The organism is Neisseria perflava, assembly GCF_002863305.2.
Lineage (GTDB): Bacteria > Pseudomonadota > Gammaproteobacteria > Burkholderiales > Neisseriaceae > Neisseria > Neisseria perflava_A.
Genome location: NZ_CP136962.1, coordinates 1,073,755 through 1,097,031 on the forward strand (window position 1 = coordinate 1,073,755; position 23,277 = coordinate 1,097,031).

29 protein-coding genes, 1 other RNA gene and 1 pseudogene are annotated in these 23,277 nt (G+C 47.9%); 22 read left to right on the top strand and 9 right to left on the bottom strand.

All coding sequences use genetic code 11. The annotated features are described in order from the left end of the window. Positions 1-41 precede the first annotated feature (41 nt). On the bottom strand, positions 42-455 hold the full coding sequence (gene gloA / locus CYJ98_RS04865) for a lactoylglutathione lyase (RefSeq protein ID WP_003685011.1): 414 nt from the start codon (positions 453-455) through the stop codon (positions 42-44). A gap of 205 nt (positions 456-660) precedes the next feature. On the opposite strand from gloA, the gene CYJ98_RS04870 reads away from it, so the two are divergent. From CYJ98_RS04870 to CYJ98_RS04885, 4 genes and pseudogenes are all read left to right on the top strand, one after another. Further along, entirely contained in the window at positions 661-1,761 is a 1,101-nt protein-coding gene (locus CYJ98_RS04870; protein ID WP_070734790.1) for a conjugal transfer protein, read from the top strand. An 86-nt stretch (positions 1,762-1,847) separates the two neighbouring features. Beyond that, complete coding sequence (locus CYJ98_RS04875) at positions 1,848-2,360, top strand: low molecular weight protein-tyrosine-phosphatase (RefSeq protein ID WP_167382861.1); 513 nt, start codon at positions 1,848-1,850, stop codon at positions 2,358-2,360. Between the two features lie 60 nt (positions 2,361-2,420). Then, positions 2,421-3,125 carry an MIP/aquaporin family protein gene (locus CYJ98_RS04880; protein ID WP_101755561.1) on the top strand — a complete coding sequence of 235 codons (705 nt, stop codon included), beginning with the start codon at positions 2,421-2,423 and terminating at the stop codon, positions 3,123-3,125. 46 nt (positions 3,126-3,171) lie between these two features. After that, positions 3,172-3,291, top strand: a pseudogene (locus tag CYJ98_RS04885) (low molecular weight phosphotyrosine protein phosphatase); the annotation flags it as partial. A 94-nt stretch (positions 3,292-3,385) separates the two neighbouring features. On the opposite strand, the gene metW reads toward CYJ98_RS04885, so the two are convergent. Together metW and metX are read right to left on the bottom strand one after the other, a co-directional pair. Next, the gene (gene metW / locus CYJ98_RS04890) at positions 3,386-3,967 is read right to left on the bottom strand and encodes a methionine biosynthesis protein MetW (protein ID WP_049329691.1); all 582 of its coding nucleotides are present in this window, start codon (positions 3,965-3,967) and stop codon (positions 3,386-3,388) included. Further along, on the bottom strand, positions 3,964-5,103 hold the full coding sequence (metX, locus tag CYJ98_RS04895; RefSeq protein ID WP_070584201.1) for a homoserine O-succinyltransferase MetX: 1,140 nt from the start codon (positions 5,101-5,103) through the stop codon (positions 3,964-3,966). The genes metW and metX overlap by 4 nt, the downstream gene beginning before the upstream one ends. A 116-nt stretch (positions 5,104-5,219) precedes the next feature. Between metX and CYJ98_RS04900 the strand changes: the two genes are divergently transcribed. Continuing rightward, on the top strand, positions 5,220-5,420 hold the full coding sequence (locus CYJ98_RS04900; protein ID WP_003682450.1) for a protein MIGRI: 201 nt from the start codon (positions 5,220-5,222) through the stop codon (positions 5,418-5,420). A gap of 67 nt (positions 5,421-5,487) precedes the next feature. Here CYJ98_RS04900 and nadE read toward each other — a convergent pair whose 3' ends face one another. Beyond that, the gene (gene nadE, locus CYJ98_RS04905; protein WP_070813917.1) at positions 5,488-6,276 is read right to left on the bottom strand and encodes an NAD(+) synthase; all 789 of its coding nucleotides are present in this window, start codon (positions 6,274-6,276) and stop codon (positions 5,488-5,490) included. Between the two features lie 102 nt (positions 6,277-6,378). Between nadE and CYJ98_RS04910 the strand changes: the two genes are divergently transcribed. The 3 genes from CYJ98_RS04910 to efp are packed head-to-tail and all read left to right on the top strand — an operon-like array spanning position 6,379 to position 8,449. Next, on the top strand, positions 6,379-6,657 hold the full coding sequence (locus CYJ98_RS04910; RefSeq protein ID WP_101755562.1) for a hypothetical protein: 279 nt from the start codon (positions 6,379-6,381) through the stop codon (positions 6,655-6,657). A 31-nt stretch (positions 6,658-6,688) separates the two neighbouring features. Then, positions 6,689-7,846: an elongation factor P maturation arginine rhamnosyltransferase EarP gene (earP, locus tag CYJ98_RS04915; protein ID WP_101755563.1), complete on the top strand. Its 1,158-nt coding sequence runs from the start codon at positions 6,689-6,691 to the stop codon at positions 7,844-7,846. Between the two features lie 42 nt (positions 7,847-7,888). After that, complete coding sequence (gene efp, locus CYJ98_RS04920) at positions 7,889-8,449, top strand: elongation factor P (RefSeq protein ID WP_003747153.1); 561 nt, start codon at positions 7,889-7,891, stop codon at positions 8,447-8,449. 62 nt (positions 8,450-8,511) lie between these two features. Here the strand turns inward: efp and CYJ98_RS04925 are convergent, their stop codons facing one another. Then, entirely contained in the window at positions 8,512-9,111 is a 600-nt protein-coding gene (locus tag CYJ98_RS04925; RefSeq protein WP_070813915.1) for an MlaC/ttg2D family ABC transporter substrate-binding protein, read from the bottom strand. A gap of 165 nt (positions 9,112-9,276) precedes the next feature. On the opposite strand from CYJ98_RS04925, the gene CYJ98_RS04930 reads away from it, so the two are divergent. The 13 genes from CYJ98_RS04930 (at position 9,277) to CYJ98_RS04990 (ending at position 19,164) form a co-directional block, all read left to right on the top strand. Beyond that, positions 9,277-9,492 (top strand): tautomerase family protein, encoded by a 216-nt coding sequence (locus tag CYJ98_RS04930; protein WP_003682441.1) that lies wholly within the window; start codon positions 9,277-9,279, stop codon positions 9,490-9,492. Positions 9,493-9,576: 84 nt separating this feature from the next. Next, positions 9,577-10,791 (top strand): pyridoxal phosphate-dependent aminotransferase, encoded by a 1,215-nt coding sequence (locus tag CYJ98_RS04935; RefSeq protein ID WP_101755564.1) that lies wholly within the window; start codon positions 9,577-9,579, stop codon positions 10,789-10,791. A 112-nt stretch (positions 10,792-10,903) separates the two neighbouring features. Then, positions 10,904-11,266, top strand: a transfer-messenger RNA (tmRNA) gene (ssrA, locus tag CYJ98_RS04940). 278 nt (positions 11,267-11,544) lie between these two features. Further along, entirely contained in the window at positions 11,545-12,768 is a 1,224-nt protein-coding gene (locus tag CYJ98_RS04945; RefSeq protein ID WP_101755565.1) for a tyrosine-type recombinase/integrase, read from the top strand. 31 nt (positions 12,769-12,799) lie between these two features. Next, positions 12,800-13,168, top strand: coding sequence for a type II toxin-antitoxin system RelE/ParE family toxin (locus tag CYJ98_RS04950; protein WP_101755566.1), 369 nt, complete (start codon positions 12,800-12,802; stop codon positions 13,166-13,168). Continuing rightward, positions 13,165-13,476 carry a helix-turn-helix domain-containing protein gene (locus CYJ98_RS04955; RefSeq protein WP_070460005.1) on the top strand — a complete coding sequence of 104 codons (312 nt, stop codon included), beginning with the start codon at positions 13,165-13,167 and terminating at the stop codon, positions 13,474-13,476. The genes CYJ98_RS04950 and CYJ98_RS04955 overlap by 4 nt, the downstream gene beginning before the upstream one ends. Positions 13,477-13,496: 20 nt before the next feature. Further along, positions 13,497-14,468 (top strand): DUF6387 family protein, encoded by a 972-nt coding sequence (locus CYJ98_RS04960; protein ID WP_101755567.1) that lies wholly within the window; start codon positions 13,497-13,499, stop codon positions 14,466-14,468. Between the two features lie 138 nt (positions 14,469-14,606). Further along, positions 14,607-14,837, top strand: a complete 231-nt coding sequence (locus tag CYJ98_RS04965; RefSeq protein ID WP_049344708.1) for a helix-turn-helix transcriptional regulator — start codon at positions 14,607-14,609, stop codon at positions 14,835-14,837. Between the two features lie 124 nt (positions 14,838-14,961). Further along, on the top strand, positions 14,962-15,219 hold the full coding sequence (locus tag CYJ98_RS04970; protein WP_101755568.1) for a helix-turn-helix domain-containing protein: 258 nt from the start codon (positions 14,962-14,964) through the stop codon (positions 15,217-15,219). Positions 15,220-15,508: 289 nt separating this feature from the next. Next, the gene (locus tag CYJ98_RS04975; protein WP_101755569.1) at positions 15,509-15,775 is read left to right on the top strand and encodes a hypothetical protein; all 267 of its coding nucleotides are present in this window, start codon (positions 15,509-15,511) and stop codon (positions 15,773-15,775) included. A gap of 145 nt (positions 15,776-15,920) precedes the next feature. After that, entirely contained in the window at positions 15,921-16,319 is a 399-nt protein-coding gene (locus tag CYJ98_RS04980) for a hypothetical protein (RefSeq protein ID WP_244169019.1), read from the top strand. After that, a complete protein-coding gene (locus tag CYJ98_RS04985; protein WP_101755571.1) occupies positions 16,316-17,431 on the top strand; it encodes a DUF7146 domain-containing protein in 1,116 nt (371 codons plus the stop codon). The genes CYJ98_RS04980 and CYJ98_RS04985 overlap by 4 nt, the downstream gene beginning before the upstream one ends. After that, positions 17,428-19,164: a DUF927 domain-containing protein gene (locus CYJ98_RS04990; protein ID WP_101755572.1), complete on the top strand. Its 1,737-nt coding sequence runs from the start codon at positions 17,428-17,430 to the stop codon at positions 19,162-19,164. Before CYJ98_RS04985 ends, CYJ98_RS04990 begins: the two co-directional genes overlap by 4 nt. A gap of 1,305 nt (positions 19,165-20,469) precedes the next feature. Here CYJ98_RS04990 and CYJ98_RS04995 read toward each other — a convergent pair. The 4 genes from CYJ98_RS04995 to hda all read right to left on the bottom strand — a co-directional run bounded on the left by CYJ98_RS04995 (position 20,470) and on the right by hda (position 23,120). After that, a complete protein-coding gene (locus CYJ98_RS04995) occupies positions 20,470-21,255 on the bottom strand; it encodes an endonuclease/exonuclease/phosphatase family protein (RefSeq protein ID WP_101755573.1) in 786 nt (261 codons plus the stop codon). A gap of 157 nt (positions 21,256-21,412) precedes the next feature. Further along, a complete protein-coding gene (locus CYJ98_RS05000) occupies positions 21,413-21,727 on the bottom strand; it encodes a TonB family protein (RefSeq protein ID WP_003747161.1) in 315 nt (104 codons plus the stop codon). 59 nt (positions 21,728-21,786) lie between these two features. Continuing rightward, positions 21,787-22,455, bottom strand: a complete 669-nt coding sequence (locus tag CYJ98_RS05005; RefSeq protein WP_101755574.1) for an HAD family hydrolase — start codon at positions 22,453-22,455, stop codon at positions 21,787-21,789. Continuing rightward, positions 22,452-23,120 carry a DnaA regulatory inactivator Hda gene (gene hda / locus CYJ98_RS05010; RefSeq protein WP_101755575.1) on the bottom strand — a complete coding sequence of 223 codons (669 nt, stop codon included), beginning with the start codon at positions 23,118-23,120 and terminating at the stop codon, positions 22,452-22,454. Before hda ends, CYJ98_RS05005 begins: the two co-directional genes overlap by 4 nt. Between hda and CYJ98_RS05015 the strand changes: the two genes are divergently transcribed. Beyond that, positions 23,088-23,231, top strand: coding sequence for a hypothetical protein (locus CYJ98_RS05015; protein ID WP_004519870.1), 144 nt, complete (start codon positions 23,088-23,090; stop codon positions 23,229-23,231). The two genes, hda and CYJ98_RS05015, sit on opposite strands and share 33 nt — an antisense overlap. The last annotated feature ends 46 nt before the right edge of the window (positions 23,232-23,277 follow it).

Here is a 23,277-nt window from a genome sequence, read left to right on the forward strand (position 1 = left end):
CCGTCTGAATATTCAGACGGCCTTTTCCATTATCTTATGTCTTAAGATGAATATTGTACCGAATCGCTACCGCTTTTCTTTTGAATAAATTCGATTTTGTAGCCGTCCGGATCTTCGACAAACGCAATCACAGTCGTGCCGTGTTTCATCGGGCCGGCTTCGCGTACCACTTTGCCGCCCATCTCTTTGACACGTTCGCACGCGGCGTAAGCATCATCGACTTCAATCGCGATGTGGCCGTAAGCATCGCCCAAGTCGTAAGACTCGGTATCCCAGTTGTGGGTCAGTTCCAAAACAGTATGATCCGCCTCATCGCCATAACCGACAAAAGCCAAAGTAAAACGGCCTTCAGGATAATCGCGGCGGCGCAGCAGTTGCATATTCAATACGTTTTGATAGAAATCCAAAGAGCGTTCGAGATTGCCGACACGCAACATAGTATGAAGCAAGCGCATGATTTTGTTCCTTTCTGAATTATGTTTGGTCATGGATTATAACACATCAGGCATTTGCCCCCTCATCTTAGAAAATGCCGATACATACACCGTGTAGAAATGAAGCGTATCCTCTATCGCCATTTGAATTTCATGTATTAACAAGCACACCAACCGACTAAATTGCTATAATCGCCACACTTACAACACAACACTTCAAACCGTCATGAAAACCTTTGTTCTTCCCGATACCCGCCCTTATCCGCAAAGCCCTATCAAAAACTACCTTCTGCTCAATGCCTATCAGCTGGCGCACAACTCCTCCTCCGCATCACGCAAGCTTTCAGCTGGCCAACTACAAACCGAAATCCGCACCATGCTCAGCCAAAACCATTACATCAACCTTTCATTGGCAATGACCATGGCGCCAGATGTCGGCACTTACACCAGCCTGATTCAAAGCGTGGGCGAAGTCCTGAAGGCAGAAAACGATAACGAAGCCCAATGGTTTGCCCTGCCTGTCGTTTTGGTTGCCGGTTGCAAAAAAGAACAAACCCTGCCGCTCACACTGCCTACCGAAGCCCTCTTCGCCTGCCTGCAAAACTACCCCAACCTGCGCACCCTCACGCAAAACACGCAATGGCTGCCTTACCTCGTCCAATCTACCGACTTGAGCAGCATTACCCCGGGCGACTGGTTCCAAGCCAAGCAAAACGATGAAGCGGCAGGCGCATTCCTGCAAAAATTCGAATACAAACCATTGATGCTGCCCGAAGGTCAATCCGTCCATGTTGTTTACGCGCTGGGCTACGGCAATAAAGACATTCAGACGGCCTTGGGCCTCAACCTGCAACAGGCAGGTCTGCCATTGATGCAGGTTTGGCAAGAACATCTCGCCCTCGACGGCGTTACCCTCTTTACCAACCCGCTCTCGCCCAATACACCGCTTGACGCGCTTACCGACGGCAGCCACACCCGCCAACGCATGGCCATGGACGTTTTTGCCACCAACGCCATCCGCGCCATCCGTATGCAAAGCCCGCGTGTCGGCGTTGTTGCCGCAGCGAAAGCGGACGGTAAGCTCCAGTTCAGCTTCAACGCGACAGACAGCGCGTTTGAAATCGTTCCACAGACCTTCACTTGGGAGCTGGCCTCAACCGACAATATCGCCATCGTGCAGCAAAACTTCCTCGACCTGATGGCAGAATGCCGAATCGAGCACCTCTACCTGCTGCATAACCCACTGGGAGAAAACGAGAACATCCCTACTTATGCCCAAGCGTTGAAACTGGAAGGCCATAATCCTTTCTTCAGCAATGTAAACTAAATTGAAAATGCAACACGCCAAGGCCGTCTGAAAACGGTTTAGCGTGTTGCATTTATTTTCAAACCTTACCGCTCATTTTCACGCATATGAAAACCCACAAAATCCTTTTCGTCTGCCTCGGCAATATCTGCCGCTCCCCCATGGCCGAATACGTCCTGCGCCATCGCGCCCGCGAAGCAGGCATGGACAATGCCATCATTACGGCCAGCGCAGGCACATCAGGTTGGCACGATGGGGAAGACATGCACGAAGGCACGCGCCGCGTGCTCAAGCAACACGGCATCGACCCGTCAGGCTTTACCAGCAGCAAAATCAAACCCAGCGATGCCGAACATTTCGACTACATCATCGTGATGGACGACAACAATCTCAGAGAAACTGAAAAACAGCTCGGTTTCCACCCCGGCAAAATCTTCAAACTGACCGACCTTCGTCGTACCAACCACATGCTTTTCATGCGTGATAGCTTGGACAGCATCGTTGAGCCAGTTTTGAATGAAATGGGACGATTCTATGACTGGACTGAAGAAGAAAAAGCCGCTTACCGTGCTGATGTCGAAGCAGCTCTTGCTAACAATGATTTAGCAGAATTAAAATAAAAGAGGTGGAGGGCAGGACTCCTAGTCTACCCTCTCCTTCTTTTTAATGGAGACAGAAAGATGATGAATGAATTATTTGGAGAATTTTTGGGGACTTTAATCCTGATTCTTCTAGGAAATGGTGTTGTTGCAGGTGTGGTTCTTCCTAAAACCAAGAGCAACAATGCAGGTTGGATTGTGACTTCTATGGGTTGGGGAATTGCGGTTGCAGTTGCGGTCTTTGTATCTGGCAAGCTCAGTCCAGCTCATTTAAACCCAGCTGTGACCATTGGTGTGGCCTTAAAAGGTGGTTTGCCTTGGGCTTCCGTTTTCCCATACATCCTAGCTCAGTTCGCAGGGGCTATGCTGGGTCAGATTTTGGTTTGGTTGCAATTCAAACCGCATTATGAGGCAGAAGAAAATGCAGGCAATATCCTGGCAACCTTCAGTACTGGACCGGCCATCAAGGATACAGTTTCTAACTTAATCAGTGAAATCCTTGGCACCTTTGTTTTGGTATTGACAATCTTTGCTTTGGGGCTTTATGATTTTCAGGCAGGTATCGGCACCTTTGCAGTGGGGACTTTGATTGCCGGTATTAGTCTATCACTAGGTGGGACAACAGGTTGTGCCTTGAACCCTGCGCGTGACCTTGGACCTCGTATCATGCACAGTATCTTGCCAATTCCAAACAAAGGCGATGGAGACTGGTCTTATGCTTGGATTCCAGTTGTGGGACCTGTTATCGGTGCAGCCTTGGCTGTGCTTGTATTCTCACTTTTCTAATATAGAAAATAATTATTTTGATAGAGCTTGAGATGAAAATCTCAGGATCCCCGATTCAGGGTACAACCACGTTCCCGATCCGTGGTACACAGGCGACTTTGACGAAACCTACCGTCTGGTCGATGCCGGCAGTTTGGCCTTATTGGAAAAATTGAAACAGGCTTAAATCGGCTTTAACAAAAAAAGACCGTCTGAACAGCTATCTCAAAAGCCATGCTTTCGTGATTACCTGTTCAGACGGCCTTTATTGTTCACCGTAATCAACCTACGCGATAAAACGCCAGACTGCCCAATAAATTCGGCAGATGTTTGACCTGTCGGTTGCCCGTCATGACCGCACGCTCAAGCACGCGGATTTTGTTTTTGGCGCACAATAAATCAAAGTCTTTAAGGGTACACCAATGGATATTGGGCGTATCGTACCAATGATACGGCATCCGCTCGGAAACCGGCATATGGCCGCCAATGGCGATTTGAAAGCGGTTGCGCCAGTAGCCGAAGTTAGGGAAGCTGACAATGGCCTGTTTGGCCACGCGCATCAGGCAGCGCAGGATTTTTTCCGTATTCTGCATCGCCTGAATGGTTTGGCTCAAGACAATCACATCAAAACTTTGATCGCCAAACGCCACCAAGCCTTCTTCCAAATCGGCTTGAATGACGTTTACGCCGCGGGATATAGCGGCAATCACACTGTCGGTATCGATTTCAACACCGTAGCCGGTGCAGTTTTTATGTTCCACCAACGCGGCCAACAGCTCGCCGTCGCCGCAGCCCAAATCGAGTACGCGGCTGCCTTCGGGTATCCAATCGTAAATGAGTTGCAAATCGTCGCGCAGATTCATTTTTGGCAGTCCTTGTAAACGTTGTTCATGTAAGCGGCAACCGCGCGGATATAGGCTTCGTCTTCCATCAAGAACGCATCGTGGCCGTGATTGGATTTGACTTCAATGTATTGCACGGATTTTTGCGCGGCGATTAATGCCTTGACCAATTCATGCGAACGTTGCGGCGAGAAGCGCCAGTCGGTACTGAAGCTGGCAACAAAAAACTTGGCCTGCACATTCTCCACGGCGCGCGTGAGGTTGTGGCCGTAATCGGCGGCCGGGTCGAAGTAGTCAAGCGCCTTGGTCATCAGCAGATAAGTATTGGCATCAAAGCGGCCGACAAACTTATCGCCTTGATAGCGAAGATAAGATTCCACTTCAAATTCAACGCCGTAGCCATACTGATAGCCGTCTGATTTTAAATCGCGGCCGAATTTTTTACCCAAGCCGTCTTCGGCAAGATAGGTGATGTGCCCCATCATGCGCGCGATACGCAAACCGCGTGAAGGAACGGTATGATGGCTGCGGTAATTGCCTTCATGGAAATCGGGATCGGTCAAAATAGCCTGACGGGCAACATCGTTAAAAGCGATGTTTTGAGTGGAAAGTTTAGGCGCAGAAGCGATGACGAGCGCGTGGGCAACGCGTTCAGGCAAAGAAATCGTCCATTGCAATGCCTGCATACCGCCCAAGCTGCCGCCGACAATGGCCGCCCATTTTTGAATACCGAGATAATCGGCAAGCATGGATTGGGACTTCACCCAGTCTTTGACGGTTACAACGGGGAAATCCGCACCATATTCGCGGCCGGTTTCAGGATTCTCGGACAAAGGGCCGGTACTGCCGTCGCAACCGCCCAAGTTGTTCAAACCGACTACAAAAAAGCGTTCGGTATCGATAGGTTTGCCGGGGCCAACCATATTGTCCCACCAACCGGCGTATTTATCCTCTGCACTGTGCTTGCCGGCAACGTGATGATTGCCTGACAGGGCGTGGCAGATCAGGACGGCATTACTTTTGTCGGCATTGAGTGTGCCGTAGGTTTCAATCATTAGGTCGAAACGGGGTAAGGTTTTGCCGTTTTCCAGAGCAAGCGGTGTGTCAAACGGGATTTTCTGGGGCGTTACAATGCCCACTGAGGCATTTGTTGTCATTTGTAATTTCCAAGTGAAGCGGCAAAAGGGGTATTATAACGTTTCGTTTTTGTTTTGTGCATGAGGCTTCAGACGGCCTGCCCTGATTAAAGGCAATATTTTTGGGAGAATGTGAAATGATAGGCAGGCTTTTGCGATTTTTTTTCTTTTGCGCCATAGCGGCATTGATTGTGAACCGTTTGTTCAGCCGCAAACAAAAGCGCACCATTCGGGAAATCGCCAAAATCAGCGCATGGGTATTGCTGGGTGCGGCGGCCGCTACGCTATTTTGGTATCTGATGATGCTGTTTTTCAAGCATATTCCCAATTCTTATTGAAATAAAATATAAAAGGCCGTCTGAAAACCTTAATCCAGCGTTTTCAGACGGCCTTTTGATGTCAAACTTAAAACAGCTCTTCCGGAATCTTGCAAACCGGAATCGGATTGACTTTGTGCTGCATGGCTTTGTGCAATCGGGTATAGATTGCCAAAACTTCGCGCTGCCTGCCCTCAAAATCTTCAGGCTTGTGGCTGCCGTACACGCTCATCGCCCATTCGAGTTCGGGATAAGATGCGCCCATTTGCTCTTCATCGGTACGCTCGGTATCCCAAAGGCCGTCTGTCGGCACGGCTTTTTGAATGTCTTCCGATACGTCCAACTCGGCTGCCAGCGCGTACACTTGAGTCTTGGTCAAATCGGCAATCGGACTGATGTCCACGCCGCCGTCGCCGTATTTGGTGAAGAAACCGACGCCGAAATCCTCAATTTTGTTGCCCGTCCCCGCCACCAGCAAACCATGTAGCTGGCCGTAATAATAAAGCGTCGTCATGCGCAGGCGGCTGCGTGCATTGGCAAGTGCCAGCTGTTTGTTGGGAAATTCGGTTTCGCTGACGTCGACGGTATCGGCAAACGTATCGAAAGTTTGGGTCAAATCGACGCTTTGCGCTTTTACATTCGGATAACGCTGTTTCAGACGGCCCATGTGTTCTTGCGCGCGGTTGACTTGGTCGGATTTCTGACGAATCGGCATTTCCAACAACAAAACCGACAAACCGGTTTGCGCTGCAAGGGTGGAAACCACTGCAGAATCGATGCCGCCGGATACGCCGACGACAAAACCTTTGGCACGCGCCTGCTCGGCGTAATCTTTGAGCCATTGAACAATATGGCGGATGATGGCTTGGGTTTGCATAGGGATAAATGTTCGCTTCAAATAAAACGAATGATAGCCTGATTTGCACTTGTCTGAAAGACGACAGGGTATAATGCCCTTTTTATTTCTTGCACGCACACCATGTCCAAACCCATCCTTCTGCGCTGGCTCGTTGTCTGCCTGATTCCGTTTGCCACCCTTTTGTGGTTTGCCCTCAACCCGCCCGAAGACAAAACGCAACACCTCATCAACGGCATCATCCTTGCCTGCGAAGCCACGTTCCTATTTAAATTCGTCCTCTTTGACGTCATCAAACACCACCTCAAACAAGAGCCTGAATTGAAACGGCAAAGCATTTTGATGTTTATCCCGATTGTTTTGCTGATTGTTTATTTGTTCCATTATTTCGGCGCATTCTGATGTTTTCAGACGGCCTTGGGCATATTTTTCCATGAACACCACCCCACCTTATACCTGCTGGATTTTCTGCAACGTCATCGACAACTTCGGCGACATCGGCGTTTCATGGCGGCTGGCGCGTGTTTTGCAACGCGAACTCGGCTGGCAAGTGCATTTGTGGACAGACGACTTCCCGTCCCTTCAGGCACTCTGCCCTGACTTGGCCTCAATTCCCAATATCCATCAAGGCATCGGCATTCACGCTTGGCAAGCCAATCATGCCGAAGATACCGATACAGCCCCTACCCCCGACATCGTCATCGAAACCTTCGCCTGCGAGCTACCCGACAACGTTCAAACCATCATCCACCGACACCGACCGCTTTGGCTCAACTGGGAATACCTCAGCGCGGAAGACAGCAACGAGAGGCTGCACTTGATGCCCTCGCCCCAAGCTGGCGGCATACAGAAATACTTTTGGTTTATGGGTTTCAGCGAAAAAAGCGGCGGCCTGCTGCGCGAACGCGATTACGCCGAATCTGCCGGATTTGATACGGAAGACTTACGCCGACAACTCAAACTTCCCACAAAAAATGCGCCCGAATGGCTGCTTTTCGGCTATCAAAGCGATATCTGGGCAAAATGGCTGACCATGTGGCAACAGGCCGACCAACCCATTACCCTGCTGCTTGCAGGTACACAAATCATCGCCAGCCTGAAAAACGGCGACCTAGTGCCGCAAAATGCCCTGCTTGAAGACGGCGATGTGTATCAGAGCGAACACATTACCCTGATCAAAATCCCTTTCGTTGCCCAACAGGATTTCGATAAACTGCTCAATCTTGCCGACGGCGCCGTCATACGCGGCGAAGACAGCTTTATTCGCGCCCAGCTCGCCGGAAAACCTTTCTTTTGGCACATCTACCCGCAAGAAGAAAATATCCACCTCGACAAGCTGCACGCGTTTTGGGACAAAGCGCATCAGATTTATCCGGATGTTGTCGCCACAGCACACCGCCTCCTTTCCGACGAACTCAACAACGGCGAAGCACTCAGCGACAACCAACGCCTGCAGGCATGGCAAACCCTGACGGCACATCAAAACGAATGGCGCCAAAGCGCGGCAAAATGGCGGGACGGACTTTTTGCCCAAAAAAGTGCCGTCGAAAAACTTGCCGCCTTTATTTCAAAGCACAAAAAAATACGCTAAAATAGCGCGTTTTATTACAACCGATTTGATTGGAAAACCACAATGAAAACAGCACAAGAACTGCGCGCCGGCAACGTATTCATGGTCGGCAACGATCCTATGGTCGTTCAAAAAACCGAATACATCAAAGGCGGCCGCTCTTCCGCCAAAGTCAGCATGAAACTGAAAAACCTGCTGACCGGTGCCGCTACTGAAACCATTTACAAAGCCGACGACAAATTCGACGTCGTGATCCTGTCCCGCAAAAACTGTACTTACAGCTACTTTGCCGACCCAATGTACGTCTTCATGGACGAAGAGTTCAACCAATACGAAATCGAAGCTGACAACATCGGCGACGCGTTGAAATTCATCGTTGACGGCATGGAAGACGTATGCGAAGTTACTTTCTACGAAGGCAACCCAATCTCCGTAGAATTGCCTACTATCATCGTTCGCGAAGTTGAATACACCGAGCCTGCCGTTAAAGGCGATACCTCCGGTAAAGTAATGAAAACCGCACGTCTGGTCGGCGGCACTGAAATCCAAGTGATGTCTTACATCGAAAACGGCGACAAAGTCGAAATCGATACCCGTACCGGCGAATTCCGCAAACGCGCCTAATCAGCCCGTAATACAAAAAGGCCGTCTGAAACAAGTTTCAGACGGCCTTTTATCAATCTGCCTTATTGTTTCTTCAAGCCCTTGGCTTCGACAGTGGCAATCGTACCGTCAATGCCTTTGCTCTTAATCAGCTCCCCAAATTGGTTGCGGTATACCGTTACCAAGCTGGTGCCGTCCACGCGGATGTTGTAAATCTTATACGCACCGCCGCTTTGGTAAAGCTGGTAGGCCACTTCATACTTAGTGCCTTTTTTGGTCTGAATTTCCGAGAAAACATCAAACTTATTACCGTTTGCCGTCATCTTCGGCAACAGGCGCACATTCGCATCCGCCGCACCAATCAGTGCAGAATGCGAGTACATCGCAATCACCATATCTTTGAATGCACGGATAAAATCAGTTTTCTGTTTGGCAGAAAATTCACGCCATGGCGCACCAACCGCCAAAGCCGAAATACGTTCATAGTCCAGATAACGGTTGGCATACTGCTCAACCTGTTTCACTCGTTGCGCTTCTGTCAAAGACGTGTTGCGTGCAATTTTCAACACGGCATCAATATTCTGCTGCATCTGCTTTTGCGCAGGATGCGTTTCCGCCGCCACATAAGGCGCGGCAATTACCATCGGTGCGGCCACAATCAAAGTCTGAAGAAAACGGTTCATGACGATATCCATCCAAAATAAAACCGCATTTTAAAAACAATCTATTCCAAAAAACTTAATTCTTTGTAAAAGCAGTCATGAGCAATGAAAAATCCTGCAATCAAATTTCAGACAGCCTGATAAAAATAAGATAACATGTGAACGCTATTTTAAAAGGAAAAAGCCATGCCTTACGTCAACATCAAAGTAACCGGCGGCAGCGAAGCCCCGAGTGCAGAGCAAAAAGCCGAATTAATCCGCGGCGTTACCGAGTTACTCTCACGCGTTCTCAACAAAAATCCTGAGACAACCGTCGTCGTTATTGACGAAATCGATATGGACAACTGGGGCATAGGCGGCAAAAGCGTGACGGTTCGCCGTGCTGAAGCGCGCAATAAGTAAGCCTCGGCCGTCTGAAACCCTTTTAATTTACCCACAAAAAGAGTACATTTATCCCATTGTTAACAATTTTACGGAACACACATCATGGAGAAATTCCCTAAATCATCCAAACTGGATCACGTTTGCTACGATATTCGCGGCCCAGTTCACAAAAAAGCCCTGCAACTGGAAGAAGAAGGCAACAAAATCCTCAAGCTCAATATCGGCAATCCGGCTCCGTTCGGCTTTGAAGCGCCTGACGAAATTTTGGTTGACGTCATCCGCAACCTGCCGACTTCGCAAGGCTATTGCGACTCCAAAGGCCTTTACTCCGCACGCAAAGCCATCGTCCACTACTACCAAACCAAAGGACTGCTCGACGTTACCGTCAACGATGTTTACATCGGCAACGGCGTGTCCGAGCTGATCACCATGTCCATGCAGGCATTGCTCAACGACGGCGATGAAATCCTGATTCCCGCACCGGACTATCCTTTGTGGACCGCCGCCGCAACACTGGCAGGCGGTACCGTCCGCCATTATCTATGCGACGAAGAAAACAACTGGTTCCCCAACCTGGCCGATATGGAAGCCAAAATTACGCCTAAAACCAAAGCCATCGTCGTCATCAACCCCAACAACCCGACAGGCGCGGTGTACAGCAAAGAAATCCTGCTCGAAATCGCCGAATTGGCGCGCAAACACGGCCTGATTATTTTTGCCGACGAAATTTACGACAAAATCCTCTACGACGACGCCGTACACCACCATATCGCCGCCCTTGCTCCCGACTTGCTGACCATTACCTTTAACGGCCTCTCCAAAGCCTACCGCGTGGCCGGTTTCCGCCAAGGCTGGATGGTGCTCAACGGCCCGAAACATCATGCAAAAGGCTATATCGAAGGCTTGGATATGCTCTCGTCTATGCGCCTTTGTGCCACCACACCCATGCAACACGCCATTCAGACGGCCTTGGGCGGATACCAAAGCATCAACGAATTCCTCCTCCCCGGCGGCCGCCTGCTCGAGCAACGCAACAAAGCATGGGAACTGGTCAACCAGATTCCGGGCATATCCTGCGTCAAACCCATGGGTGCATTGTATATGTTCCCAAAAATCGATACCGAAATGTACAGCATCCACGACGACATGAAATTCATCTACGACTTACTCGTACGTGAAAAAGTCTTGTTCGTCCAAGGTACAGGCTTCAACTGGATACGCCCCGACCACTTCCGTATCGTTACCCTTCCTCCCGTTCATCAAATTGAAGAGGCCATGGGCAAACTCGAACGCTTCCTGCAAAACTACCGTCAATAAACCTAAACAAAGAGGCCGTCTGAAAAAGCAAACCGCTGTTCAGACGGCCTTTTTCATCAAACAGTAACTTGGCAAAGCCTGCTGACATGCGTATAATCGACCTTTCCTATCTGGGGGCGATCTTGGTTTCGACGGGGGTTGCAAAGCAGATGCGGGCATACCGGGGTCTCAGATTTCCCGTTAAACACTGAATTTAAATAGTCGCAAACGACGAAACTTACGCACTGGCCGCTTAAGGCCTGCCGTTGCAGCAGTTGGTCAATGGGCTGTGTAGCGCAAGCTACCGCAACGTCATTCTACATTGACTGGTTTTCTGTCGGGTTACTTGGCAGAAAACGAGATTTAAGGTAACTGGTTCTCTGAAGGCCTGTTGGTCGGCATGATGAGGACGAGATTCTAAATAGACACAACTAAGTATGTAGAACGCTCTGTAGAGGACTTTCGGACGGGGGTTCGATTCCCCCCGCCTCCACCATACCCAATTTTCAGCAGTATCCTGTAATACGCATAAAGCCTTGAACCATAACGGTTTCAAGGCTTTTTTATTGCCTCAAATATGCTGGCGTATGCTTGAGTTTTCATCATTTATGGGGTAACTTTTAGGGTAACTTTTCAGGAATTACCCAAAAAACAAGCCCGAAAAGTGGGCAAATTAGCCCTATTTTTTTAAACAAGTTACCCAAAAAATCCATAAAACCTATTATTAACAATGGCTTGATGAGTTTTTAAAAGTTACCCCAAACTGGATTAAAAATGCCTAAACAGACGCTACCGCTTACAGATAGCCAATGCAAAAAACTACAACCGCCGAATCAATTATCAGACGGCGGAGGGTTATATCTTCAAGCAAGGGGAAACGGCAAATACTGGCGTTTTCGTTACTACCGGCCGGGCGACAACAAACGCGATGAAATGCGACTGGGTGTTTATCCTGAAATCAGCTTAAAAGAAGCAAGGGAAAAACGCGAAGAATTACGCGGGCTGATAGCAAAAGGGATAGACCCTAAGCTACACCAGCAAGACAAAGCACAGAGGCAGGCAGAGCAGCTAAAAAACACATTTGAGGCTATCGCGCGCAAATGGCATAGCGACCAAGTAACAAAGCCGAATAAATGGAAGCCCGACCATGCACAAAGAGTTATCCGCAGCCTTGAGCTTCATATTTTCCCTGACCTTGCAACACGCAAAATAGACGAAATCATGCCGCTTGAGGTTTTAGGACTGTTACAGAGGCTGGAATCGGCGGGAAAATATGACACGGCACAGAAAGTTTATGACGTGGTAAATCAAGTTTTCAAATATGCCGTGAAACTTCGCTTGAGCCTGTTCAATCCCGCCGCCGAATTACGGGGAGAGCTGGCAAAGGTGGAACAGAAACATTACCGCTTCATTAAAGACCCGCAAAGGATAGGCGAGATGTTACGGGCTTTTGACGGTTACGCTGGCTTTCCGCAAACACGCGCCCTATTACAGCTTTCCCCTTATGTATTTGCCCGCCCTTCCGAATTGCGTTTATTGCGCTGGCGTGAAATTGATTGGGAGGAGCAGCAATACTATAAAGACGGCGTAAACATGAAGAACAAGATAGACCATATCGTACCTTTGAGCCGCCAAGCCTTAGCAATACTGGACGGCTTGAAACCCGTAACGGGGCATTATGAATATGTATTTTGTAACACCAGCAAAAAACAGCCCTTGAGCGAGGGGGCGATACGGAAAGCATTAGACCGTCTAGGATTCTTGGAAGAAACCACACAGCACGGCTTTAGGCATACAGCCAGCACGATATTGAATGAAATGGGCTATAACGCTGATTGGGTAGAGCGGCAACTAGCCCACAAAGACCCCAACACGACAAGGGCAGCCTATAACCATGCGGAATATTTAGAACAGCGCGCCGATATGGTTCAAAAATGGGCTGATTATCTCGATGAATTGAAAGCACATTCAGGCATATTGCAGGAAACGGCAGAATAAACTATCATCTTAAGCATTACGAAAGAAAACCATGCGGATATTTAGAAACCAGTGGATAACGAAATTTGCCAAGAAACACAAAATCAGCGATTCCGAGCTAATAGAAGCAGTAGAGCGGGCAAATGACGGACTGATAGACGCAGATTTAGGCGGCGGTGTTATTAAGCAGCGCATAGCAAGGCAAGGACAAGGCAGAAGCGGCGGTTATCGTAGCCTGATATTTTTCAGGCATGGAGAACGGGCGTTTTTCATGACCGCCTTTGCCAAGAACGACCGCGAAAACATCACAGATAAAGAACTTGCAGAATTAAAGAAAGCCGCCGCCATCATCTTGGCAATGACGGAAACCGACATAGAACAAGCCAAATCAAACGGCACTTTCACGGAGATACAGCCATGAAATACAAAAGCGAGATTTTCGCAGCGATACATGAAACCATGCAAGGTTTGCACGACATCGGCATTATCGACAAAAAAACCATGCGCGATTTTGACAAATCATGCCTGACCGAAATCAAACCATTGAGCGGCGAAGACATCAAGGCAATCAGAGAGCGCGAAGCATTATCACAAGCCGCTTTTGCCATGTATCTAAACATCGGTAAAAACCAAGTTTCCGAATGGGAGCGGGGCATTAAAAAGCCGAGCGGCGCAGCTTTGAAGCTACTTACCATCGTCAAGAACAAGGGAATTGAGGCGATTGCCTGATACTGGAAACAGAGCTAAAAATGAATACTCATGATTATTGCCCTAAATGGTTTGATATTTCCAAGTATGAAGAGACCTACCAATGGGGGCGGGAAGATTGGGCAATCGCTTTTGAACATAAAATTTACCACTACAATGAGAATTTAGAATATGCCAGTAATCCAGCTTTAGGGTATGGCATAAACGATGATTGCATAAACTCTTGGCAATCACTGTTTTTAGGCAATACTGATATTCCAAGAGATTCTAGAGGGCTTCCATTAGGCAAGAATCTAATTTCTGATGATATGTACAAAAGACCATTTGAAGACTTAGAGACAACATTCCCTGAGCCTTCCTTTCTCTCTTGCTTTAATGGAACAGCAAGATATAGGGCTGAAATTGTCGATTCTGACGGAGAAGAAATGCTAATAGATTCAATTTCTACTATTGGGATTCAATTACCTGAACTAGGGCAATTCAGATATGAAAAAAAAGCAGGGGCATATAATTGTTTCACGCCGGTGCTGATTAATTTCCAAGAATATACCGATGATGAGCTAAAAGAAATGTTTGAGTATTTCTTGCAACGATACAGAGCATTTCAACTTTACGACGGCTATATCCCTAGAAGCAAAAAAGACAACATAGCAAGAACATTTAGCGAGGCAGAAATAGAAAGCCTAAACCGTTTCAGAGTATTGCCATGCCTAGATTTGCTGATTTGGGGGGAATACACTGACCAAAGCTTCACGCATGAAGAACTGTTATTCTTACTATTTGGCGACGGTACAGAAACCATTATCAACCCAAAAACAGGGGAAGAATGGTTTCCCGATAAGTCCACAATCAAAGACAGTGTATTACCAAAAGCTAATCTATTATTGGAAGCAGTGGCAAACCCTTTCATGCATAGATATGACATTAAACGCAAAGAAATGAATGAGGTAATAGAATTTGAAGATGATTTTATAGATATGTATCAATTACATATGAAAAAGAAACAAAAATAACCTAAGTAAATTTTGAAATTAAAAGAGAGTTTTTTCTCATTTTTTTCTCTCTCGAAAGCCGCCCATTGAGGCGGCTATATTTATGCCTACCGAAACGCCAGCAACCCGCAGGCACGATTAACCAAACGGAGGCAATAAATGCACATTATCAATATCGACAGCTTACCTGATACCGCGCAATTAACTATTGCAGAACTTGAGACAAGCCAAGCGAAAGGACGGCGCGGAATCACTCGCTTGAGCAGCAGCCAAATCAGACGACTGGAGGCAGCAGGACAATTCCCGCAATCACGCCAAATCACAGGCACGCGCAGCCGCTTTTATGTAGCAGGAGAAGTGAAGAAATGGCTTACAGAACAGGCAAGCTAATGAAAGGAGAACAGGAGTTTTCGGACCAATACGCGCCCGCGCGCGCGATGGTAACTCAAGACCTAATTTTTGAAAAATAAAACCGCCTGAACGGACATTCAGACGGTAGAAAGAAGAGTAGATTATGAAACTTGATTGTATCAATAACAAGCCCAAAACGCCAAGCCAAAGAGAGCGCATTTTAGCCCGATTGAGAAAAGGGAGCGTTACATCATGGGAGCTGGCACAGATGGGCATACTTGGCTATAACACGCGCATTATGGAGCTTCGCCAAGCGGGGCATAACATCGTTACCACGATGGAAGAAATCCAAAACCAATATGGCGAAACCGTGAAACGCGGGCGGTTTTCTTTGCTGGTGTCGGAAAAGAGTAAGTCATAACGCCGTCTAACCACGTAAAAAACCATTTGACAGATTGAGCCTTGAGAAGCAGAATTTAGTTTCTCTCACAAAAAACATAAGCCCAAATCAGCAGGGCAATGCTGATTTTTTATCGCCATTTTCCCCTATGGCGTTTGAAGCCTATTCACAGGCTTTGGACGGCGTATCAAAGTTTATGGCGGTGTCTGCCAACCGCAAGGCGCAGGCTGGTTTCTTATGTCCAGTGAGAGCACCGCCCCCTTATTTCGGGCATTTCTCAAATCTCACAAAAAACATAGGAGCATTTCAAATGCAATCTTGCACTTCTACCCAAATCCAAACCATTCAAAATCAAGCCGCTGCTATGGCTTCCACTTGCCATGCTTCAGGCTTTGCCGCCATTGTTTACGAGCCTATCGCCTACTTTGACGATTTAAAGGCCTGTTCATCTATTGCCCGCCCACTTGGTATCTATCCATCACAAGGCGCGGCCATCTTAGCCTGTAAATCCTTTATCAATTCCATTTCAGACGGCCTGAAAGAATGGGCTGCTTACAGCGTAACCCACGCCGGTTAAGCCCACCTATTCCCTGAAATTTACCCGCCTTTATGCCGCCTATTTCAGACGGCATAGGGCAAACTTCGCCCTAGTGTTTTCATAACTAATTGATTTTATTAGATTCATGTTTTGAAACACCGGAGGCAGAGCAAAGGATAAAACCATGAAACAGACCAATAAATCTGACCGTTTCCGCCGGTATTTAAACCGCGCCTTGCTGGTGTTTTGGGTGTTGCTTTTGGCTTTGGTAATCCGAGCCTGTAACCAGCCCCGCCCACGCCGACACGGAGCAACCAGAGCCGGAAACGCCCGCAATATGGGAAACAGACCCGACAGCCGGAATCGTTTTAGAACCTGTATCAGAGGAGGCAGAGCAATGAAAACCATCATGGATAAGCTGGCAAACCAACTAAACAACAAAGAGAAAGCAATCGTAGCGGTGGACGTTGTAAGCACTATCTTGCTGATTGTGAATGACGGAGCAAGCCAAAAAGAGGCGATTCATACTGTATCAGTCATAGCCCGCGAAGCTATGGACAGATTCGAGGAGGTAGGAAAATGAAACCAACATACAAAGAAATCAGAGCAGCCGCGCAATACCGCTGGCAGGAAATCCACAGGGCAATCGGCATAGACCCTAAGTTTTTACGCGACAAACACCAGCCCTGCCCCGCGTGTAATGATGGGCATGACCGTTTCAGATATGACGACGAGGACGGAAACGGCACATTTTTTTGCACACATTGGAAAGATGGGGACAGAGTGGGCGGCGGAAACGGTTTTGGGCTGGTTATGCATTTTCTGAATTGCAATTTTGACGAGGCATTACGCACCGTTGCTGGCATTTTAGGCATGGACAATGCAAACCCTTTGTCGATACCGCCCAAACGCCCACAAGCGCAACCACGCCCCGAAAAAGACCAAATCGAGAAACTGGCCGCATTGTGGAGACGCACTGAGCCTATCCGCCCCGATTCCCCTGTTATCCAGTATTTGAAATCACGCGGTTTGGACATGGCGCATTTACCCGAAAACGTCCGTTTCCTACCTGAAAAAGACTACTGGACAACGGGCGCGGATAAGCCGCTTTTGCTTGGTAGTTTCCCGTGTATGGTTTGCGCTATCCGCGATATGGACGAGGAGCTACAAGGCTTGCACCTGACCTATTTGCAGGCGAGCTATGACAAGCAATGCGGAGAGGACGGACTACACACCCCGCGCTATCAGAAACTGGCAATCAAAGACCCTGAAACGGGCGAAACATTACCGGCCAAGAAAATGAGAAGCCGCAAGAAAGGCAGCATATCGGGGCAAGCCGTCCACTTGTTCCCGATTCCTGAAAATGGCCGTCTTGTCATTGCAGAGGGCATAGAAACCGCCCTTGCCGCCCGTGAATTGTGTAAGGCTTACGATTGGGGCTTATACGCGGCCTTGAGCGCAAACAGCATGGCAAATTTTCACTTTCTGAACGGTATAAAAGAAATTGCAATTATTGCCGATAACGACACGCCCCGCCCTGTTGGTTACAGAGCCGCTTATGACTTGGCAATGCGAGCCATTAAGCAGGGAATCAAGGCGAGCATATGGCAGAGTGAAACAGCAGGCTATGACGCACTGGACGAACTGAACGAGAAAAAGCGATCAGACAATCATTTCGGAGGACAGACAGCATGAAAAATACCGAAACAGCGAAGCAGGAAAGCACCAAAGACTACAACCTTGAGAATATCGAGCCATTCCGCCCACACCCACGCTTTGACACCGATAATCGGGGCGTATGGTGGATAAACGTTAGAACCGACAAAGACGGCGATATTATCGAAGCAGAGCCGCTATTGCTTTCCGACCCTATCGACATCATAGGCACGGGGCAAGACAATGACGGCGCGTATTATCGGATTATCAAGTTTAAAGACAAAATCACACGCCGGCATAAGACCGCCGCCCTGCCACAAGCAGAAATTGCCGGTGGGAAATGCTGGGAGCGTTTGGGGTTTTACGGCTTATTCATTGAGAGCAACCCAACAAAAAGGCGAAAACTGGCAGACTATTTGCAGAAAGAGGGAAGCCAGACAGCCTTTACTATTACCGACCGCGCAGGCTGGCACGAAGACAGCTACATTATGCCCAGCGGGGAAACCATCACAGCGACCGACAAAGACCCCGCCATTATCTACAACGGCGACACCAGCCAAGCAAAGGCATATCAGCCGAACGGAGAGCTTACCGACTGGCAACAAAACATAGCCCGATATGCAGTAGGAAATAGCCGTTTGTGCCTTGCTTTGGGAGCTTCATTTGCCGCCCCGTTGCTTTCCCTGTTAAACGAAGAATCGGGGGGCTTCCACTTGATGGGCGATTCTTCAGACGGCAAAACCACAGCCGCAAAAGTAGCCTTGAGCGTATGGGGCAAACCATCAGGCAGCCTGTTATCTTGGAGCGGTACGAAAATAGGCTTTTCCAACACAGCCGCCGCCCGTAATGATGGCTTGCTGGTGTTGGACGAAATAGGACAGGCAAGCCCGCACGTTATCGGCGATACTGTTTATAGCGTTATGAACGGTATCAACAAAGTGCAAGGCGCAAAACAAGGCGGGAACCGCGCTTTAAGCCGCTGGAAAGTGATGATGTTTTCCACCGGCGAAAAGACCCCCGATTCCATCTTGAAGCACCATAAGGGCGATTGGAACGCAGGACAAGCCGCCCGCCTGCCTAGTATCAGAGCCGCCGCGCAATACGGCATTTATGACACATTGCACGGATTTGAAGATGGCGCATTGTTGAGTGAGCATATCGCCCAATCAACAGAAAAATATCACGGAACGGCAGGAAGACTATTTATCCGACAGCTTTTAGACGACCTAGAACAAGCCAAACAGCACGCAACGGAGCGCATGGCCGCATTTATGGCAACCATTCCCGAATTATCAGGACAGGCGCGAAGAGTAGCAAAACGCTTTGCTATCGCCGCCGCTGCTTTGGAACTTGCCGCCCCTGTTACCGGCTTGCCCGTAGGTGTAGGCATGGCAGGCGTGAAAAAATGCTTTGATGAATGGCTGGAAGCCAACGGAGCAGGAAAACACGAAGACCGCCGAATCATTGAGCAGGCAGAAGATTTTATCGCCCAGCACGCGTTAGGCACGCGGTTTATGGAATGGAGCGATAAAAGCACCAATAAAGACCATGCAGGATATAGGAAACAGGAGGGGGAAAAATTGGAATTATGGGTAATCCGCCGTGTCTTTGCCGATGAAATCGCCCAAAGTTTCGATGAAGCGAAAGTTTGCCGCGTATTAGTAGATAATGGATTGTTGAAATATAACCACAAAAACAGAGGCTACCAACACCAGCGGAAAGGTAACGGCTGGTTTCATGTTTTAGCTACAAATATAGAACTGGACGACTAATCATTTACATGGGGTTAATTCCAAAATCCTAACCAAGCCCGCCATGACCAACACAGGCGGGCTTTTTTACGTCTAAACATTCAGGCAGACCAACCATGACGCATAAAATCGACAGGAAGCCCCTAAATCTCAAAAATTAGAGCTATTCACACCCTACCCTATACCTACCCCTACCAAATCAACAAAACGCGCTTACAGCGCAATTACGCCCTGTTTCCGCTATGACCAACAAAAACAGATGAGAGATAAATAATTTCGACACCAATACGCGCGCGCGAGTAATAGTGAGGTAGATGTGTTCTTATGAATACCCCCCCGCTTCCAGCAAAGACCAAATGCGCGCCCGCGTAATAATGAAGCATAAGCCTACAGCTATGTTTCCTGACGTTTTTTTATACTAATACGCGCGTAATAATGTAGCCCTTGAATTTTTGGAGCCCATAAAAAGGAAAGGAGACCAAGACACGCGAAAAGATAAAACCATATGCGCGAGACAAAATCACTTGTTACCTTTGTTACCACAAAACTTAACATTTATAACTATATGAATATAAATATAAAAACACAGAAAAAACGGTAACAAATGAACATAAATTTACTTGTTACCGATTTGTTACCACTTGTTACCCTTTTATATTCATATGGTTACATTAAAAAAACAGGAGCGGTAACAAATGGTAACAAGGTTAAGATATGTATTTTGTTACCACGAAAGCCACGAATGACAAGGGTTTCAGCCATTGGTAACAAGGTAACAAACGATTTTTGCGTTTTTTTGTATATATACGCTTTCTTTTGCGGGCAAATGAACGGCAGAACTGATACAGACAAAAGCAGACCGAAAGGCAATATCGGACGGCTGGAAAATAAAGCAAGCACCAGCCCACAAGACGGCGCGTGATTACCGGTGTTACAATCAGACCATATTTCACAGCTTGGCAGAAATGCCACAAAATATTTTTGCCCCTGCCACCCAAACAGCTTAAACTGACAATCTAGCAAGGGGTAAATAGTGCCAAAAAAATGCCCCTACCTTAAAGTTTTGGGGTAACTTTTGGGGTAACTTTTACCGCAAACAAGAACATGATTATATTTAAATCAATAAGTTAAGTTCAAAGTACGATTGACCCCGCCTCCACCAGATTTGAAGCGCAAACTTTTGATATAAAAAGGTTTGCGCTTTTTTATAAACTTAAACAGGCCGTCTGAAAAATTTTAGACGGCCTGTTTTTATATCAAATATCAGAATAAAACACTTTTTTCTTTCGATACATTGCCAATAGTGCTTTAAAAAAGATTGCAGCCTTACATTTTTCTATCTGATTTCATATTCATTTTACGATGCGGCCTAACCGTTACGCTCAATGGCAGATGATCTGACAAATGCTGCCAGTCTTTACTGTTGTGGATTTCAGAATCGATGACGTCAAGATTGCGCGTGTAAATGCGGTCGAGACTGAGGATGGGTAGGCGCGAAGGGAAGGTTTTGGGGCGTTTGCCTGTATTATCGACAAATACTTCGTTCAAATCTAATACCCTGCCAAGCTCACGCGCTGATTTCTGCCGCCAGTCATTGAAATCGCCGGCGATAATCAACGGGCTTTCCGGACGAATGTATCGGCCAACGTAGTCGCTGATGGCGCGGTATTGTTTGAGGCGGTCCGGCTCGCGCAAGTTGAGGTGGACACACAAACACACCAGCGAGTCTTCCCAACCTTCAGGCACGACTTCGCAATGCAACAGGCCGCGTTGTTCGAGTTTGTTGACACTGATGTTGAGGTTGTTTTCCGTTTTCAGCGGCAGGCGGCTGAGAATGGCGTTGCCGTGGTGGCGTTTCGGATAGACGGCATTTTTGCCGTAGCTGCGATGATAATCGAGGCTGTCGCCGATGATGTCATAATGCGGCGCATCGGGAAAGTCGGTACGGCGGCTTCTGTTGAGATGTTGCCCTTGGACTTCTTGTAAAAACAAAACGTCCGAACCCAATGCACCCAACGCGTCAGCCATGCGGTTGACCTGCACTTTGCGATTGAGCGCAGACATGCCTTTGTGCATATTGTAGGAAGTAATGGTAACTGGACGGGGAGACATGATGTGTGATAAAGCGGTTTATTTGTTTCAGTATAGCACCGGAGCGTGTGGTTTTACGGCAATTTTGGTTATACTTGTTTAAAGAATAAAACGGCGTTTTGACAGGGAATTTCCCCATCAAAACGCCTTCTGTTTTTCAGACGGCCTTACATCCGAATCAGTTGTTGATTACTTCAACATTGGTTTCAAAAGTGACGGTGTGTTGGTATTTAGATGCGGTTTTGCGTTTCGGATAAGGATATTTGGAAACGCTTTTCACTGCGCGTTCGTCCATTTCAGGATTACCGCTGGATTGAATGATATTCACACGGTCAACGTTGCCGGCAGGAGTCGTGAAAACATCCATCAAAACGGTTTTAACGCTGCCGTTTTGCGCTTTCATGGCTTCCAGAGTTTCTGTATCGGCTGCTTGTGCGGTACCGAATACAGCGGCAAACAACAGGGCTGAGGCGAGGAGTTTAGTCGTTTTCATGTTTTAGTCCTTATTAGGGTTGTGGTTAGGTTAAATATTTCAGACAGCCTGATTCGTCGTTATTTGAAATTCAAAATCGGCCAACCTTTTGCTTTAGCTTCTTTTTCCAGCTCGGCATCCGGATTGACGGCGACAGGTTCATCCACGATACGCAACAGCGGCAAATCGTTTTTGGAGTCGCTGTAAAAATAAACCTTGCCGTAGCTTTCAAATGTCTCGCCGCGCTCGGCAAGCCATTGGTTCAATCGGGTAATTTTGCCTTCTTTCAGGCTGGGCGTACCGACATAGTTGCCGGTATATCGGCCGTCTTCTCCGGTTTCAAGCTGTGTGCCAATAACATTGTGAATACCGAAAAGATGGCAGATTGGGGTAATGATGAATTCGTTGGTCGAAGAAATAACCAACATTTCGTCGCCCGCCATTTGATGGCTTTGCACCAACATACGCTGCATCGGAGAAATATGCGGAACAATATATTCGGCCATAAACTCGCGATGAAAATCAGCCAATTCTTCCTTGCTGAAACGGGCTAAAGGCGCGAGATGGAATTTGAGGAAGGCATCAATATCAAGACAACCGTTTTGATAGTCTTGGTAGAACTTTTCATTTTGCGCCTCGGTTTCAGCCGCATCGACTATGCCTTTTTTAATCAGGTATTGCGGCCAGGAGTGATCCGAATCGGTATTGATCAAGGTATTGTCGAGGTCGAAAATGGCAAGGTTTTTCATTGGGTTTCCTGTTGTTTTAAAAGCTGGCGCAAAAGCGGCAAAGTAATGCGCTTGCCCATCATGACGGCGTAGTTGTCGAGGGTATCGAGCATTTGCATCAGACTGTCCATATCACGCCGCCAATGGTTCAGCAGGTATTCGAAGATTTCCGGATCGATGGTTACCTGACGGGCGGCCGCCATGCTGACGAGCGCATCGATTTTTTCCTGGTCGGTCAGCGGTTTGACTTCGTAAACTAAGCAATACGCCATGCGTGTGCGCAGGTCTTCGCGGATAACGAGTTGCTGCGGCGTATATTCGGAACTCAAAAGCAAAAAGCCTTTGCCGCTGTTACGGAAGCGGTTGAAGATGGCAAATAGTAAAGCCTGTTCTTCATTATTAAGCTTTTCGATTTGGTCAATGGCAAGATATTCCGCATCCAACGCGGCTTCTGTCAGCGGCGTGGCGGCGGCATCAATATAGAGGACATTTCGTCCGGCATCGAGCGCCTGTGCGACCCACGCCTGCAAGAGATGGCTTTTGCCTGCGCCCTCTTCTCCCCACACATAGATAAATTGCCCATGTTTGTGCTGCAACACATACACCAGCTCGGCATTTTCTGTTCCCAGAAATTTGTCGAAGCCGGGATAATCATGGCTGGCAAAATCGAAGATGAGCTGGTTCACAAAGGCGCACCGGTTAGGTTGAAATCGGCTTTATTTTACGTTGTTTTGCCGTCCACCATCAAGGATAAAGGCCGTCTGAAGCCTATACCTGCAACATATCTGCACTTCTAAACATATCTTGACGCGCTTACGGCATTGGTTTTATTCCGCTTTGGTT

Excerpts from the sequence above, each read along its gene's own strand:
- CYJ98_RS04900 (WP_003682450.1), top strand. The coding sequence starts at position 5,220 with ATGATAGGCAGGCTTTTGCGATTTTTTTTCTTTTGCGCCATAGCGGCA.
- CYJ98_RS04970 (WP_101755568.1), top strand. The coding sequence starts at position 14,962 with ATGAAACTTGATTGTATCAATAACAAGCCCAAAACGCCAAGCCAAAGA.
- efp (WP_003747153.1), top strand. The coding sequence starts at position 7,889 with ATGAAAACAGCACAAGAACTGCGCGCCGGCAACGTATTCATGGTCGGC.
- CYJ98_RS04910 (WP_101755562.1), top strand. The coding sequence starts at position 6,379 with ATGTCCAAACCCATCCTTCTGCGCTGGCTCGTTGTCTGCCTGATTCCG.
- CYJ98_RS04870 (WP_070734790.1), top strand. The coding sequence starts at position 661 with ATGAAAACCTTTGTTCTTCCCGATACCCGCCCTTATCCGCAAAGCCCT.
- CYJ98_RS04965 (WP_049344708.1), top strand. The coding sequence starts at position 14,607 with ATGCACATTATCAATATCGACAGCTTACCTGATACCGCGCAATTAACT.
- CYJ98_RS04995 (WP_101755573.1), bottom strand. The coding sequence starts at position 21,255 with ATGTCTCCCCGTCCAGTTACCATTACTTCCTACAATATGCACAAAGGC.
- CYJ98_RS05000 (WP_003747161.1), bottom strand. The coding sequence starts at position 21,727 with ATGAAAACGACTAAACTCCTCGCCTCAGCCCTGTTGTTTGCCGCTGTA.
- CYJ98_RS04945 (WP_101755565.1), top strand. The coding sequence starts at position 11,545 with ATGCCTAAACAGACGCTACCGCTTACAGATAGCCAATGCAAAAAACTA.
- metW (WP_049329691.1), bottom strand. The coding sequence starts at position 3,967 with ATGAATCTGCGCGACGATTTGCAACTCATTTACGATTGGATACCCGAA.
- CYJ98_RS04990 (WP_101755572.1), top strand. The coding sequence starts at position 17,428 with ATGAAAAATACCGAAACAGCGAAGCAGGAAAGCACCAAAGACTACAAC.
- earP (WP_101755563.1), top strand. The coding sequence starts at position 6,689 with ATGAACACCACCCCACCTTATACCTGCTGGATTTTCTGCAACGTCATC.
- metX (WP_070584201.1), bottom strand. The coding sequence starts at position 5,103 with ATGACAACAAATGCCTCAGTGGGCATTGTAACGCCCCAGAAAATCCCG.
- CYJ98_RS04985 (WP_101755571.1), top strand. The coding sequence starts at position 16,316 with ATGAAACCAACATACAAAGAAATCAGAGCAGCCGCGCAATACCGCTGG.
- nadE (WP_070813917.1), bottom strand. The coding sequence starts at position 6,276 with ATGCAAACCCAAGCCATCATCCGCCATATTGTTCAATGGCTCAAAGAT.
- CYJ98_RS04980 (WP_244169019.1), top strand. The coding sequence starts at position 15,921 with ATGAAACAGACCAATAAATCTGACCGTTTCCGCCGGTATTTAAACCGC.
- CYJ98_RS04955 (WP_070460005.1), top strand. The coding sequence starts at position 13,165 with ATGAAATACAAAAGCGAGATTTTCGCAGCGATACATGAAACCATGCAA.
- CYJ98_RS05015 (WP_004519870.1), top strand. The coding sequence starts at position 23,088 with ATGGCTGGCAAAATCGAAGATGAGCTGGTTCACAAAGGCGCACCGGTT.
- CYJ98_RS04975 (WP_101755569.1), top strand. The coding sequence starts at position 15,509 with ATGCAATCTTGCACTTCTACCCAAATCCAAACCATTCAAAATCAAGCC.
- CYJ98_RS04875 (WP_167382861.1), top strand. The coding sequence starts at position 1,848 with ATGAAAACCCACAAAATCCTTTTCGTCTGCCTCGGCAATATCTGCCGC.
- gloA (WP_003685011.1), bottom strand. The coding sequence starts at position 455 with ATGCGCTTGCTTCATACTATGTTGCGTGTCGGCAATCTCGAACGCTCT.
- CYJ98_RS04960 (WP_101755567.1), top strand. The coding sequence starts at position 13,497 with ATGAATACTCATGATTATTGCCCTAAATGGTTTGATATTTCCAAGTAT.
- CYJ98_RS04950 (WP_101755566.1), top strand. The coding sequence starts at position 12,800 with ATGCGGATATTTAGAAACCAGTGGATAACGAAATTTGCCAAGAAACAC.
- CYJ98_RS04925 (WP_070813915.1), bottom strand. The coding sequence starts at position 9,111 with ATGAACCGTTTTCTTCAGACTTTGATTGTGGCCGCACCGATGGTAATT.
- CYJ98_RS05005 (WP_101755574.1), bottom strand. The coding sequence starts at position 22,455 with ATGAAAAACCTTGCCATTTTCGACCTCGACAATACCTTGATCAATACC.
- CYJ98_RS04880 (WP_101755561.1), top strand. The coding sequence starts at position 2,421 with ATGATGAATGAATTATTTGGAGAATTTTTGGGGACTTTAATCCTGATT.
- CYJ98_RS04935 (WP_101755564.1), top strand. The coding sequence starts at position 9,577 with ATGGAGAAATTCCCTAAATCATCCAAACTGGATCACGTTTGCTACGAT.
- CYJ98_RS04930 (WP_003682441.1), top strand. The coding sequence starts at position 9,277 with ATGCCTTACGTCAACATCAAAGTAACCGGCGGCAGCGAAGCCCCGAGT.